This is a genomic window from Qipengyuania sp., from assembly GCF_042095715.1.
GTDB lineage: Bacteria > Pseudomonadota > Alphaproteobacteria > Sphingomonadales > Sphingomonadaceae > Qipengyuania.
Genome location: NZ_JBELMO010000007.1, coordinates 23,512 through 38,183 on the forward strand (window position 1 = coordinate 23,512; position 14,672 = coordinate 38,183).

Sequence of the window (14,672 nt, forward strand, 5' to 3'; positions counted from 1 at the left end):
GGTTTTCGCGCGGACACAAGCTTAACGGCGCGGGACCACCAGCGGGGCGATGGCGGCCAGAACCGCGAGCACCGCAAACAGGGCGGTGAAACCCAGTTCCGGCAGCAGCCCAATCGCGAGCCAGGGCATGATGAGCGAGGGAACGGTGTTGGTGAGGTTGAATATGCCAAGATCGCGGCCGCGCCGATCCGGTTTGGGCAGCACGCGCAGGACCTGCGCACTGTGTAGCGACAGGAAGGCCAGCGTCACGAGGGAGAAAAGCGCATAGCCGACCAGGGCGACGGTCAGGCTGGTGGCAAGAGCCATTATGGCAAGGCCCAGGGCGGAAGCCGCCGCGAAAACCCGCAGGGGCAGAAACGGCTCACCCCGGATATCCGACCAGCGCCCCGCGGCGATGCTGACAGGGATACCGGCAAGCATCATCGCCATCACGATACGCGCCGCGGTCGCATCATCGAAGCTCTGGTCAATGGAGCGCAGCCAGAGATAGAGGAACGCGAACAGAGTGGCTTCGGAAATCTGCACCAGAAGACGGGCCAGCCACATCTGCGCCGGGCGAAAATCCCGGCGGACGGAAGCGCTGCGAGCCGGCGGTTCCAGAGCGCTCTGATCGATGGGGCGGGGGCGGCTCAGCAGGATGAGCGGAGCGATCATGGCGATCACGAGGCAATCGATGATCCACAGGCGCGCCTGGAAATCGGCAAAGCCGCGCATGGTGACGACGACACCCGCAAGGGCACCCGCGGCTGGCGCAAAGGCAAGCAGACCGCCAAGCGTGCCCTTCTGCTTGTTGGGAACCACGTCCGCGGCCAGTGCGGCGATCGGCCCCAGGACGAAATTGAGGCTAATCTGCCAGGCCGCGATCGTCAGGAGCAGGGTGGGCAGATCACTGATCCCGCCAAACAGGGGTGTCAGAACAGCGTAAGCGCAAAGGCCGAGCACGGCAGGCGCGTTTCGAGATCCCACGATATCGCTGATCCAGCCCGCCAGGATATTGGAAAGGCTGGCGGCAATCGCCCCGACAAAGGCCAGATATCCCATCCAATGGATGGTTTCGGGTCCGGCAATCTGCGCGACGCGGGCCGGGAGGAGCACCGTGAGAAAAGGAACATAGGCGGTTGCCCCGCCTGCCCAGGCGAGGGCATAAAGCGCCAGAAAACGAGGTGATTGTCTGTCCATCCCCCCCCCGCCGACCTACCGGCCCGGAGCATCGGTCGATTCGCGAACCACGAGGCTGGCGGGGATGACCGTGCCCTGATCGCTCTCCGCAAGGTCGGGGTTGCGCTGGACCTTAATAAGCAATTCCGCCGCTCGGGCGGTAAGCGCGGCGATGGGCTGATCGACTGCAGTGAGCGGCGGCGATGCAAATTTGACGATCGGTGTGTTGTCGAAACTGATCACGGATAGATCGCGCGGTATACCCAGGCCCAACTCGCGAGCAACCTCGAGCGTCGCAAGGCTCATCTGGTCGCTGCTGGCGATGATCGCAGTCGGTCGATCCTCCCGCGCGAGCAGCTGGCGCGCCGCCGCCACTCCGGATTCGAAACCGAAATCGCCCCGCGCGAGGAGGCCTGCGGTTTCGAACCCGGCTTCGGCCATGGCATCCTGCCATCCCGCGATGCGCCAATTGCTGAGCGCATAATCCTGCGGTCCGGCGATAAATCCGATCGATCGGTGTCCGGCGCCGATGAGATGGCCGGTGGCGGCCGCCGCCGCGCCTTCGTCATTCATTTCCAGCTTGAACCCCCCGCCTTCGCCGCGTGAACCGATCCGGGCGAAGGGTATATTCTGCTTCCTCAGAACCGAAAGGATGGCGTCATTGTCCGAATGGGGCGGCGTGAGGATGATGCCGTCTGGCTGGAGGGCGGCAATCGCTGCGGTCAGTTCGCGTTCGACATGTCTGGAATGGGTATCGACCAGCTCGATCAGCATGCGATACCCATGTTCGGCGCATTTGAGCATTCCGCCCAGTAGCATCTGATCGACCCAATCGGTCCCTTGCCGTTCGGTCCAGTCGGAAATCGTCCGGTCGCGATCATTTAGGGCAAGGAGCAGATAGGATCGGGATCCGCTCATCCGCTGGGCTGCGATCGAAGGGACATAGCCAAGCTTTTCGATCGAGGCCTTTACCCGATCGCGCATGGCGGGACGCACGTTGGCGTCGTCGTGAAGAACACGACTGACCGTCTGCAAAGAGACGGCAGCGTCTTCCGCCACGTGCCGCATGGTCACTGCCTGTCGCCGCCGCGCCATAGTCTTTGCTTACGCCCCCGAATGTGCCCGAGGCGATGTCGCGCAGCGTGGCCCTGCGCGCAAGCCCACCGTCGCAAGAATCATATGACGGTTGCTGCCGGTTGCACCGGGGATTTCTCAGCGGCTGCGCAGTATTGAGCAATGAAGCCTTCGTGAGGGGGAAGTTGCTCGACAGTTTTGCGGACATTGTCACGCAGGCCATCGAGTAGGGTCTTGAGTTCTTCGGCTGTAAGCTTGGTCGCCACCGGGTGGTAGGAGTGGGGGGTGATGCCCTGCCCCATCATCACCTGCACCCAGCTGTTTTCCGCGAACAGCTCTTCGTTTCGGCGGAAGACCCGCCCGGTTTCGCGGAACAGCTCCATTTTCTGAGCGAGGCTTTCGGGGATTTCCATGGAAGCACACTGCCTCCAGAAAGGAGAATCGCGACGGTCGGTCGCCTTGTAATGCAGGATCAGGAAATCGCGGATCTGTTCGAGATCGGCCAAATGCTGATCGTTGAATTCGGCGATATCGCGCTGGCTGATGCCGGATAGCGGAAGCATTCGGATGATCCGAAGGATCGCGCGTTGGATGAGATGGATGGACGTGGATTCGAGCGGCTCCAGGAAGCCGCCCGAAAGACCCACTGCAATACAGTTGCGATGCCACTGCTTGCGCCGCGCGCCGGTGGTGAACCTCAGCCGATTGGGCTCGCTCAGCTGCTTGCCTTCGACAGTAGACAGCAGCCTGTCGAGTGCGACCTCATGCTCAAGATAGCGGCTGCAATAGACGATACCGTTACCCTGCCGATGCTGAAGAGGAATGCGCCATTGCCAACCGGAATCATGCGCGATTGCGCGGGTGAAGGGCACTGGGGATCGGACGCTGGCGGTCTGCACGGCGATTGCGGAATCGCAGGGCAGCCAGTGGGTCCAGTCATCGAACCCTACGTGCATCGCCTGTTCGATAAGGAGGGCTCGAAACCCGGTGCAGTCGAGGAAGAGATCGCCCTCTACCCGGCGTCCGCCTTCAAGAACCAGGGCCGAGATGTCGCCCGTTTCGCCAACCAGCTCTACAGAGGCGATCTTGCCTTCCACTCGCCTGCACCCATCCTCTTCGGCAAGCTGGCGGAGGAACGCTGCATAGCGCGTGGCATCGAGCTGATACGCATAGTTCATCCGGTTGTTGGGGAGGTGGGCAAAGCGACCGGCGTGGGCTGCCAGAAGTTCCAGGCAATAATCGTCGTAGGGGGCGTCATGCCCATTGGTGAGGCCATGCAGCCAGAAATGCTGAAAGCCCGCACTCCAGTGATCCCGGCCCGTGGTTCCGAAGGAATGGAAATAGCTGTGACCATCCTCCTTCCAGTTCTCGAACTCGATCCCCAGCTTGAAGGTCGCGCTGGTCGCGCGCATGAAATCCGCTTCGGGAATGCGAAGGATACGGTTGAAGTTTTGCAGCGGTGGGATGGTGCTCTCGCCCACACCGACGGTCCCGATCTGCTCAGATTCCACGAGCGTAAGGTCGATTGCCGGGCCAAGCGTCCGCGCCAATGCCGACGCTGCCATCCATCCGGCTGTTCCACCGCCGGCGATCACGATCCGGCGCATCGCGTAGGGCCCGCTCACCGCGACAGGTTCCGCAAGAGCTTTGCGCGTAGTCGGCCCGCGGTTTCGGGTGTCAGGGGGGCGAGAACGCCTCGCGCATGTTCCGGAATGTGCTCTGTCACTTCGGGTTTGTTCTCGAAAACGTATCGGGTGAACAAGTCACGCCACTGCTCTTTGTCGGCATCGGGAAGGTCCCGGATTGCAAGGATTGCATGCAACAGTGCATCCTCCGGCTTCCCGAGAAAGGCCGGGGCATCGCGCCACCAGTAATTCAAGAGCGCGTTGAAAGCGGCCGTTCCTTCCACGTGGTGCCACCACAGGGAGGGAATAAAAATAGCGTCGCCCGGCTCAAGCTCGGCGATCTGGGCATGATCCAGCGCGGTGCGGAACCGCGGAAACCGGTCGAAATCCGGCGCATGGAAATCGACCATGCTCACCGCGCGCCCGGCCGGCGTATTATCGAGCGGACCAACATAGAGATTATCAATCTGGTCTGGGGGGAAGAGCGTAAAACGTCGCTGCCCTACCGCGACGCAGGCCAGATTGTCCGGAATGTCATTGTGGGCCGCAACCCTTGTCCGCGAACCGATCCAGATGCTGCGCATCGGCTTTCGCGAGCCGAGCGGAGCGGGATTGTCCTGATTGAAACCGGGAAAGAACTGGTCGGTATCTATCGACGCGAGATATATTGCCGGAGCGTGGGGCGCCGCTTCCACCGACGCCATCTTCGTGAAGATCTCGACCAGTCGCGCTTTCATGACGCGAAAATTCATCTGCATGGCGTCATCGTAGAACAAGCGGGCACCGCCCCCGGGAGATCCGACGGTTACGGGATACTGGACATCGCGATGATGGCGCAGAAGATATCGGCGTGCCTCGTCAGGCGAACGGAGCCCCGCCTCCACCAGGGGCCAGCTACGCACCAGACCCCGCACCACGAAGGGTGCCCGCGCTTGCCGCAGCGCCTGGTCAAGCTCCGCCTCGCTTGCAATCACCCGCTCGGAAATAAGGCCGAGGCTCGAAAAGATACCCGGATCGGCTTCAGCCATGGCCATCTCTGCGGGTCTTCCGGGTGACGAGTTGCGAAAGGTGCCCAAGGGATGCGACCGCCATGAAGATCGGCATAAGGTACCCTGCCGAATGCAGTTCGGCGACGACCTCCGGGGGGAGAGCCTCGAGTTTCGCTTCATCCACCATGTGGAAGCCCACGAGCCGGTGGGCGGAGCCATCCGAATGGGGGACGTCCAGAACCATCGGCTCAAGCAATTCGTATCTTTGCAGAGCTTCGAAGAAGCCGAAACCCGCTTGGTAGCCTTCGTCCAGTTCGCCCAGCATTTCCGCTATCTGTTCCAGGAACGGCGTGGCTTGGCCGTCCTCGTCGAATAGCCTCGTTCCGTCGGCATTGCCATGGGATATGCGCGGGCTCGCCATGTCAATGTGAACTTTCTTCGTTCCGGCTTGCCCGGGCGGGGGACCGCCAATGAGGAATGGCTGAATGGCCAGAGCGATCGGCTTGTAAGGCGCATCCCACCTATCGTCTTGCAGGAACAGGTTTTCCCCTTCTTCCAGCCCGAACATGGCCATGGCAGATAAGGTGTTGCTCTCATGATTGTGCCGGAAAAGGATGGGGTAATGGCTTTGCACGCGGCGGAACTCGTCGGGAAAGGTCAGGCAGGCCATAACGCCGTCACCCAGGTCCTGGCTTGCGTCCGTGCGGATACGAAGATCGCGGTGGGCTTCCGCGCTGAGGATGGTGTGGTCGGTCATATCTGCGGATGGATTTCCTCTAAGGCAGTGCTCTTCTGGCGCTCGGCACGCAGCGCGTCCAGATAGTCGCGATTGGTGGGTAGGCTGGCGGCAAGCGCCCGGCTGCGGTGCACGGTCTGCGCAAGCAAGCCATCGGCACCCTGGATCAGAATATCCATAGGGCCCGGGGGCGGGGGTGGCGCGCCCATGCCATACAGAACGTACTGGTAGCTTGCCGCCGGGAACACTTCGTCGAGCATCGGAAAGTCGCCTCGCGAAGGAGCGCGATCTCGCCACAGCAAAAGCAAGTCTTGCAGGCGGTCCGGGATCGAGGCGGGATCTCTTTGTGCCCGCCAGTATGGTGCGAGCCGATCGCTCGGCAGGTAATGAAGTTTCAAAAACTCTACGATGCGCTCCCAGCGATAGGAGAAAAGCTGGTTGAAGCGGCGTGCATGAGCAGACATCGCCTCGCGACGGCCCGGGAAGTCGTCCAGCAGAGCGTCGAGGGACAACTCGATCATCACTATCGCCGAGGCCTCGAGCGGTTCGAGAAATCCCGCCGCCTGGCCGATCGCCACGCAGTTGCGCTCCCAGAAGCGCGCCCGATGGCCCGGATGGAAGGTCAACAGACGTGGGGTCAGGTCCGATTGTTGGACGTCCGGCGCCGTTTGGCTGAGATAAGAGCGGAGCGTCTCCTCCGCAGTTTCGTCCGATGAATGTGCCGACGAATACACGCAGCCCACGCCCCGCCGTGTGGGGAGTCCGATGTCCCAGATCCAACCCGCATCGTGAGCGGTGGCGTTGGTCTGGGAGGCTATCGGGCTGTCCGGGTCTACCTTGACCTGCACAGCCAAGGCACGATCGTTGGGAAGCGTGTTCGACCGGGACATGAACGGAACTTCGAGTTCGCCCCCGATCAGGAGTGCGTTGTGTCCGCTGCAATCGATGAACAGGTCACCGGCGATTGGCTCGCCATCCTTGGTCAGGACGGCGGCAATGTCTCCGTTTTGGGAGCGCTCGAAACCCGTAATGTGAGCGCGGACAAGGTGCACACCCAATTTGCCAGTCGCGTGCCGGCAGAGCATCGCTGCTAGTCTGCCGGCATCGAGATGGTATCCATAATTCAGGGCACCCGAATACTCCGGCATGGCGCGTTTTCTCGGGGCCAAGTGATGCCGGCAGACCGAAGGCTGCGGCGTCACCGAGAGGTCGAAACGCTTTTCGGAAGCAGCATCGCGCCAGACTGCCACGGCTTGACGGGGGTCGCCATCGCCTGGCGAAGTGAAGGGGTGAAAATACACGTCTTCGGCGGAGCCGTTCCGCCAGCCCGAAAAGCGCGTTCCCTGTTTGAAAGACGCATCACATTCCAGGAGGAAGTCGGTTTCGCCGATGCCGATGCTGGCGAGTGTCCGGCGTAATGTCGGCCAGCTCCCTTCGCCCACACCGATCGTCGAAACCTGCGGGCTTTCGACGAGGGTGATGGATAGAGCGGGCCGACCCGAGGCGGCCTTCTTAACCCTGGATGCAATTCGGCAGGCCGCGAGCCAACCGGCGGTTCCACCGCCGATGATCACGATCCTGCCGATTGCCGTTTCCATTGCGTGCCCCGCTAACACCTGCCGCCAGTGTCGACCGGATTGGCGGGAAAGTCACACCTTTTGACGAGCGCCTGCACCCATACCGATCGACGCCGCCTAGAAGTTGAAGCGCAAACCTGCCGCGTAACGAGCATAACCTGGCTGCGCGAAGGTTACGAAGTTGTCGGAGCGGCGATGACCGCGCCGGTTGGAATTGGTCAGATTGATCGCCTCGACGAATGCGGTGAGTCCCGGAATAAACTCGTAACTGGCGCTCGCATCCACCTGACCATACGCCTCGACGAAGACAGGATCGAACGCGCCACCTGCGTAAAACTCGTCGCGCCAGTTGTATGCGACGCGCGCCTGCAACCCGCCCTTGTCGTAGTAAACGACCGCGTTGGCGCTGTCGCTCAGACCGGTCAGCGCGAACTGGCCGACGTAGGGACTTTCAGTAGTATCGTAAGAGGCATCACCGCGCACGACGGTATAGTTCAGGATAGTACCGAAACCGGTATCCCAGAAACTATGCTGGATGGCGAACTCAAAGCCATAAATATTGGCGGTTTGGTCGCTATTGAATGGTTGGCTGATCTGAAAATTGAACAAATCATCTTCAGGCAGCCCAAATATATCGCCTGTAAGGTAATCTACGCCGCCCGCCTCGGTGGTCCCTGTGACTCGCGACGAACCTGGGTAATTACGAAGAATATAATCCCGCACACGTACGGCGTCAGTAGTTCCAAGTGCTGCAACAGCATCCCGATACCGGGGGCCATCGGCAGGATTGCGTAGGTCAAATGCCGGTTGATTGAATTGCGTCGAACTGATGAAATTCGATACGTCCTTATTAAAATATCCCACTGAAATGTAACTTGTAGGGCCGTAATACCATTCCGCAGAAACATCGATATTTTTCGATTTGAACGGGACCAGACCAGGATTTCCGAGATTTCCTGTTCCACCACCGATGCGGGGGTTTAGCGCAAGCTCTAAACCTCCTTGCAAATCTGCATAATTAGCGCGCGTAATAGTGTGGCTATAAGACGCACGCAGTTTAACGTCCTGGAGTAACTCGATATCGAAATCGATTGCAGGAAGCCAGTTGTCGTAGGAGCCGGTATAAGTTGTGAAGGTGAACTGCCCGGGCTCAGGTACGAGCGCAAACTCGTTGGCGCCCGTCCACCGTGTACCGCTATAAATCGGGATTTGACCGGTCGCCGTGACCTCAGTCTGATCGTACCGTAACCCCGCGATGATATGAGCAGGGCCGTTAAAAAGGTCGAAACCTGCGTTGAACTGAACGAAAGGCGATATCGTTTTTTCCTGAATCCGCCGGTCGGTTGTGTAATCGGCTAGGCAAGTACCCGACTGGACCGTTCCCGTCTGCGAGTTGCTGCAGATATTGTACCGCGTACGGAGTAGTTCAGCCATCTGCTCGAAATTGAAAGTATAGATCGCCGGGGGCAAGCCACCGGATCCATCAAAACCATCAAATTTGTCCGGCAGGGTGACGAGTTCGAAAAAGTCATCGGGCACCGCCGCTGCGCCAGCAGCCTGGCCCGCTGGGTCTACGCCGCCCCATGTCTCATTCTGGATGAATCCGTAGGCAGAGCGCACTTGGTTATCCACGTAGGAAAAACCAGCGTCGATGCTTTCCAGAAAATCGCCGGAATGCTCGTAATGGGCGCGAAGCTGGACCTGAGTAATCTCATCGCGGAAGTAAGCGTTTCGGAACGCGTTGCCGGTAGGGGTGATCAGCGATGCGTCCAGGGGGTCGATGCCGGGGAACATGCTGTAATTGATCACCGGCAGGTCGTTTGAATAATCGATCCGCTGGCTTTGGACACCGAAAATGGCGGCGCCGATCGATGTGCTGGTGCCGTATTCGTTGGTAGGGCGGGATTCGGCGGTCGAGTGATGCGCGTCCAGCACCACGGTGACGCCACCCGGCGCATCCCATGTCAGATTACCGCCCAGCGATTTGTTCTCACTGACGTTTGCGGTCAGGGACTGGGAATAGGAAAGATCCTTACCCGGCGCGAAATTCTCGGCGTAGAATACGGGTCCGGCGTTGGGGCCGTCGGTCCATTCGCTGCTTACATCGCCAAAGTTGAACCATATGCCGACGCTGGAATCCCGGACTTCGACTTCGTTGCGGGAATAGGTGAAGTCGACCGTTGCTGTGAGGGAGTCCGTAGGGCGGAATTGCAGGACTGCCTGCCCGTTGATCCGCTCGCGATCGATGTCGATGAGGTCATAGGCCGCACTCTGCGGAATCTCGTAGACGTCGGTGCCGGTCGGCTGGTTCGTTACTCGCGGATCGTTATTGGGCAGGGCGCCCCAGGCGTTCTCATACGGAGGCGCCGCGTTGATGTTAAAATCACCGAGGAAGCCGTCGCGAAAACCGGAGCTTGCGCTATTCACGCTCGCCTTGCGACGCTGATACGAACCACTGATGAGCACGCCGATCTGGTCGTCGTTGCCGAATGTATTCGAAAAGATGCCCGACACCTCCGGCGTCACGACGTCCTCGTCATTGCGCGACGTGTCGTAGACGGCCTTGGCGGCAATGCTGCCGCTCATGCCCGGCCGATCGAGCGGCTTGGGGGTGATGATGTTGATTGTCGAACCGATACCTCCAGAAGGCACCGCGGCACGGCCGGTCTTATATACTTCGACCGCAGAAATCCCTTCGGATGCCAGGTTGGCAAAGTCGAAGGAACGGGACGAGGGAGCGCTGGCGCCGTCACCAAGCGTGGAGGTTGGCATTTGCCGCCCATTGAGAAGAACGAGGTTATATTCCGGTCCGAAACCGCGGACGGTTACCGTGGACCCTTCGCCGTTGCTGCGGTCAATGGAAACACCGGTGATGCGCTGGAGAGACTCGGCAAGGTTGGTGTCGGGGAATTTACCGATGTCTTCTGCGGAAATCGCATCGACGACGCCCTGCGCGTTGCGCTTGATATTCAGGGATTCTCGCAGACTTGCCCGAATGCCGGTGACAATGATGGCATTCTCATCCGTAATGTCGGCGGCGTCCGCTGAGCGAACCGGATCCATGTCGGCTGAGCCAGACTGCTCCTGCGCAAATACCGGAACCGAAAACAGAGCCGCGACGACAGCTACCGATGAAACTCCGCTGCGCACAAAAGCGCTACGTTGCGAACGCAGTTTGCTCATATCTCTCTCCCCATAGCTGCGTAAGGGCAGCCTGTTATGCTCGCGAGACATGATTGAGAACGTTCACTCTGTCAATCGCTTCCTTCACATCTTTAGGTGACGCGCATCTAGGCTATTGAAAGATTGCAATATCTGACCGTCCATCGCGCGATGGACCAAATTTCTCGATGGGATCTGTTTCGAGCGAACTGCGTCTCCCGTGCCAATGGAAGTGAGGAAAAACGGTTGCGAGAGGTCCTCCTTCGCACTGCTTCGTATCAACTAGGGCGACAGGCATGTCAGGGTCTCATGCTTATCCCTTGAAGCCTTCGGCGCGGAATATCTCTTGCCCGCGCCGGAAGACGACCAGCTTTTTCAAAGTTACGGGGTGGAAAAACGCCTCCACAGACAGGCCTTCCTTGGTGTGGGCGTAGACTTCGTAGCAATCGCCCTCTACCTGCATTTTCAAGAGCTTCCAGTCTTCGAGCCAGACCTGCTTCTTGAGCTTGGCCATCTTCTGCCAGCCCTCCTTCGGCCCCGCATTGCAGCGCACGTCACCATCGGCATGGGCTGGCGCAGTGGATCCGAGGGCAATCAGAGCGGCGAGCAGGGTGGATATCTTGACGAATTTGCGGACGATCATGCCATACTCCTTGAGGTAGATTTTTTTCGTTTCACCACGAAGCGCAAGGCCCACGCCAGGGCTAGCGGAGTGAGGTGAACGAGGGCCGGGATCGGGTCCCAGTCCAGCAGGAGCCAGTGGGCAAGGGCAAGAATGAAAGCGGGATAGACGAGCCGCTGCATCCGCTTCCATCGCGCGCCAAGTCCGCGCATGGCCGCATCGAAGCTGATCGATGCCGGCACGAGCAGCAGAGCGAATGCGAGCCAGCCAGTCCAGATGCCTGGTAGCGCAAACTCGGCGATCATTGCCGATAGTGTCCGCATGTCGAGCGTATACAGGACAAGATGCAGTAGAGCGTAGGCGAAAGCGGCCACGCCAAGATTGCGGCGAAGAGACATCCAGCCGCGAAGAAATCGTGAAGGCCCGAAGGTATCGATCAGTGGACCAGGCAAAAGCGCCAGGATCATCAACCTTACGCTCATCTCGCCGCTCGGATGGTAGAGTTCCATCGCAAGTGCGTCGCCACTCAGATAGCGTTGAACCATCACAACCGCCGGAATGCCGAGCAAGAGCCATATCAATGCTCGTCGCCAACTCATCAGACATGCGCCCAGCGTCTGAGAAGGTTGTGATACACATGGATCAGACGATTTATTTCAGGGTCGTCTTTCGCTCGCCCGGGTGTCAACGCCCGGATCGACTGGTCCAGATCGTAGAGAAGCGCGCGAGCCGATGTGTCCGCCACGGCGCTCTGGATCCAGGTGATGGCGCATATACGTTGCCCGCGGGTGACGGGCATGACCTGATGCAGGCTCGACGAGGGATAGAGAACCGCATCGCCAGCTTCCAGCTTGACCGGCTGCGCTCCGAATTGCTCTTCGATGACGAGCTCGCCGCCGTCGTAATAGCGCGGATCGGATAGGAACACGGTGGCAGACAGATCGCTGCGCAGGGTAAGGTTTGCTTCGGTAAGCCGCATGAGTGCTGCATCCGTGTGCGTCCCATAATGGCCCCCGTCCTGATACAGGTTGAAAACGGGCGGCCAGATTTTCTCGGCGAGCGATGCGCTGAGGAATTCCGAATGCTGCCCCAGCTTGCGCAGGATCGCATCGCCCAATTCACGAGCCAGACCGTCTTCACGCGGCAGCTGAAGATTCCGCTTCACCGCCACGGACCGGGATCCGGCCGTATCGGCCCCGTCGCGCCACGATGCATCCACCAGACGGTCTCGAAAGGTTCGGACGTCGTCTGCGGCCAGCAGGTTTTCTATGATGATCAGCATTCCTGGATCGCCTAGTTGGGGAAAGGGGGCGGGGGTAATTCGCAGCCGCCCCTCGTTTCGCGTCAGAAGCGCACGTTGAGTGTCGCAACCGCCTGCCGTGCATCACCCTTGTAGAGAAACCCGCCCGAACGATAGACGGCGAGATAATAGTCCTCGTCGAACACGTTGTTCACGTTCACCCGCAGGCTCATGTTGTTGCTGAAGCGATATTCGGCAAACACGTCGGCCACGGTGTAGGCAGGAACCGGCTGGCTGTAGGCAAAGCCGCCGCCAGGCAACTCGGCGAAGCTTGCGGCGGTATCGGGTTGACCACCGTAACGCTCGCCCTTGTACTTCACCGCTCCGCCGATCGCAAAGGCGTCCGTGGCCTGATAGCGGGTCTGGAATGAGGCCTGCCAATTGGCGGTGTTGGCCAGTTCCTTGCCTATATAGTCGGCATTCACCGCACTTTCGAGCACCTCGGTATCGATATAGGTGAGGCCACCCTGCATCGACCAGGCTGGGGTGATGTTGCCCGCCACTGCCAGTTCGAAACCGCGGGTGCGGTTCTTGCCAGTGTTGCCGGTGCCATCGGGGGTGTATCCTCCAGCGGACCCTTCGAGCACGTCGCTCTTGGTCGTCTGGAACAGCGCGCCGGTGAGCAGGAACTTGTGGTCGAACAGTTCAAGCTTGGTGCCCAGTTCCCAATTTTCCGAACGCTCGGGCGAGCCGCCACGGAATTCGCCGTCGATGATGACGAGACCGCCATAGCCCGAGTTGGTGCCAAGGTCGCTCTCGCCGCCGTTGATATCGGCTGCCGTCGCGAACGAGCCATAGACCATGGCCCAGTCGTTCAGGCGGTAGGTGATGCCCAGGTGACCGTTCCAGAAGCTGTCGTCGTAGGCGTAAGTGTCGTTGCTGCGCCCCTGCGTGGAGAGCGTAAAATCGAAGGTATCCCAGCGCAGGCCGCCGAACGCGGTCAGGCTTTGGGTAAGATCGATGGTGTCCATCAAATAGACCGAGAATGTCTCTACCTGCCAGTCCGAATCCCAGTCGCTGCGGGTGATCTGACGACCGAGCAGGTTGTCCAGACCCGACACGACCTGCCCGTTCGGCCCGATCCCGCAATAGCTCGGGCTCACACCGCCACGTCCGGGCGTTACGCAGTTGGTCGCGCCGCTGTTGTTCACATTATAGACGCCGTTCAGAACCTTGTGGTTGGTGTATTCGGCGCCAATGATGAAGTCGTTCTGGCCGCCCAGTGCTTCGTTTTCAATCAGCAGGTTGGCCTGGTTGGCGAAGTATTCGACATCCTGCCAGCCCTGATGGGTGGAAAGCGAGAAGGTGTCATAGACACCGTTCTGGTCGCTCGCATCGGTCGTGGTGCCACGCGCCCCGGTTACGACATAGCCATTGTGGCTCTCGCCATAGCGGGCGCGGTTGGAGAGGCTGATATTGTCGGTCAGCTGCCAATTGAGGCGGCCAGTGACGACATCGACATTCGACTTCTGGATGTCCTGCTCCTGCATGTAGGCCGGAGTTTCGACCGGTTCGCGGTTGCCATCTGCGACACTGCCGGAAAGGTAATCGCCGAGGTCGGGCCGGTCTTCGGCGCGAAGCAGGTAGTAGTCGAGCGTGAGGTCGAAGTCATAGCCGGGCGACCAAGTCGCCGACAGCGCACCGCCCGAACGGCGACGGTTGCCGGGTGCGCGATCAGGGATGTCGGTGTAGCCGTAAAGCCCGTTGGCGCGGATCGCGAAGGTTTCGTCGAGCGCGAGGTTCACGTCGCCGGTAAGGCGCACGTAGCGGTCGGTGCCGACCCCGATGGTGCCATCGAAGAAGTCGTAGTCGGTGGTGGCCGCCTTGGTGATGAGGTTCACCGCGCCGCCGGCGGTGCCGCGCCCTGCGAAGGTCGAGTTCGGGCCCTTGGTGATCTCGATCTGCTCGACCGCGAAGCTTTCGCGCGTGGTCATGCCCGGGTCGCGCAGGCCGTCGACGAAAACGTCGGAGCGCGCCTCCTGTCCGCGAATGATGTAGCGGTCACCGAAAGCGTTGCCGTTCTCGCCGGTGCCGACAGTTATACCCGGTTGGGCGTCGAGAACACGCGCGAGATCGGTGTATCCGGAATCCTCGATCTGGTTTTCCGTCAGTACCGTGATCGTAGTGGGTAGCTCGGCGATCGGCCGCGTCAGACGAATGTCGCCCGAGCGCTCGGCCTTGTAGGGCGCTCCGGGGGTGCCGTATGGATTTACATCAGCCGTGCGATCTTCGATTTTCAAGGTCTGAAGGACGACCTCGCCCTCCTGATTCTGGTCGCCAGTCTGGGCTCTTGCTCCGGTTGCCATGATTGCGGCGGACAGGCCGATGACCGTCGCAGCCCCGCGTCCGGCGTTCCGCAGACTCAACGGGCGAACAACACCACTGCTGGCGGGGCGGGCGATATGGTTGCGCATTAAAAAGCCTTTCAT

11 protein-coding genes are annotated in these 14,672 nt (G+C 60.1%); all 11 read right to left on the reverse strand.

The annotated features are described in order from the left end of the window. Positions 1–21: 21 nt before the first annotated feature. The gene (locus tag ACFDTG_RS03530) at positions 22–1,179 is read right to left on the reverse strand and encodes an MFS transporter (RefSeq protein ID WP_375289660.1); all 1,158 of its coding nucleotides are present in this window, start codon (positions 1,177–1,179) and stop codon (positions 22–24) included. A gap of 15 nt (positions 1,180–1,194) precedes the next feature. Continuing rightward, a complete protein-coding gene (locus ACFDTG_RS03535; RefSeq protein ID WP_375289661.1) occupies positions 1,195–2,253 on the reverse strand; it encodes a LacI family DNA-binding transcriptional regulator in 1,059 nt (352 codons plus the stop codon). Between the two features lie 80 nt (positions 2,254–2,333). Then, positions 2,334–3,839 (reverse strand): tryptophan halogenase family protein, encoded by a 1,506-nt coding sequence (locus ACFDTG_RS03540; protein ID WP_375289702.1) that lies wholly within the window; start codon positions 3,837–3,839, stop codon positions 2,334–2,336. A 14-nt stretch (positions 3,840–3,853) separates the two neighbouring features. Further along, complete coding sequence (locus tag ACFDTG_RS03545) at positions 3,854–4,885, reverse strand: cupin-like domain-containing protein (protein ID WP_375289662.1); 1,032 nt, start codon at positions 4,883–4,885, stop codon at positions 3,854–3,856. After that, positions 4,878–5,603: a SapC family protein gene (locus ACFDTG_RS03550; protein ID WP_375289663.1), complete on the reverse strand. Its 726-nt coding sequence runs from the start codon at positions 5,601–5,603 to the stop codon at positions 4,878–4,880. Before ACFDTG_RS03550 ends, ACFDTG_RS03545 begins: the two co-directional genes overlap by 8 nt. Further along, positions 5,600–7,180, reverse strand: a complete 1,581-nt coding sequence (locus ACFDTG_RS03555) for a tryptophan halogenase family protein (protein ID WP_375289664.1) — start codon at positions 7,178–7,180, stop codon at positions 5,600–5,602. The genes ACFDTG_RS03550 and ACFDTG_RS03555 overlap by 4 nt, the downstream gene beginning before the upstream one ends. A 96-nt stretch (positions 7,181–7,276) precedes the next feature. Further along, positions 7,277–10,342: a TonB-dependent receptor gene (locus ACFDTG_RS03560; RefSeq protein ID WP_375289665.1), complete on the reverse strand. Its 3,066-nt coding sequence runs from the start codon at positions 10,340–10,342 to the stop codon at positions 7,277–7,279. 292 nt (positions 10,343–10,634) lie between these two features. Continuing rightward, positions 10,635–10,964, reverse strand: a complete 330-nt coding sequence (locus tag ACFDTG_RS03565; protein WP_375289666.1) for a PepSY domain-containing protein — start codon at positions 10,962–10,964, stop codon at positions 10,635–10,637. Further along, positions 10,961–11,542, reverse strand: coding sequence for a ferric reductase-like transmembrane domain-containing protein (locus tag ACFDTG_RS03570; protein WP_375289667.1), 582 nt, complete (start codon positions 11,540–11,542; stop codon positions 10,961–10,963). The genes ACFDTG_RS03565 and ACFDTG_RS03570 overlap by 4 nt, the downstream gene beginning before the upstream one ends. Continuing rightward, positions 11,542–12,225, reverse strand: a complete 684-nt coding sequence (locus tag ACFDTG_RS03575) for a Fe2+-dependent dioxygenase (RefSeq protein WP_375289669.1) — start codon at positions 12,223–12,225, stop codon at positions 11,542–11,544. The genes ACFDTG_RS03570 and ACFDTG_RS03575 overlap by 1 nt, the downstream gene beginning before the upstream one ends. A gap of 62 nt (positions 12,226–12,287) precedes the next feature. After that, on the reverse strand, positions 12,288–14,672 hold the full coding sequence (locus tag ACFDTG_RS03580; RefSeq protein WP_375289670.1) for a TonB-dependent receptor: 2,385 nt from the start codon (positions 14,670–14,672) through the stop codon (positions 12,288–12,290).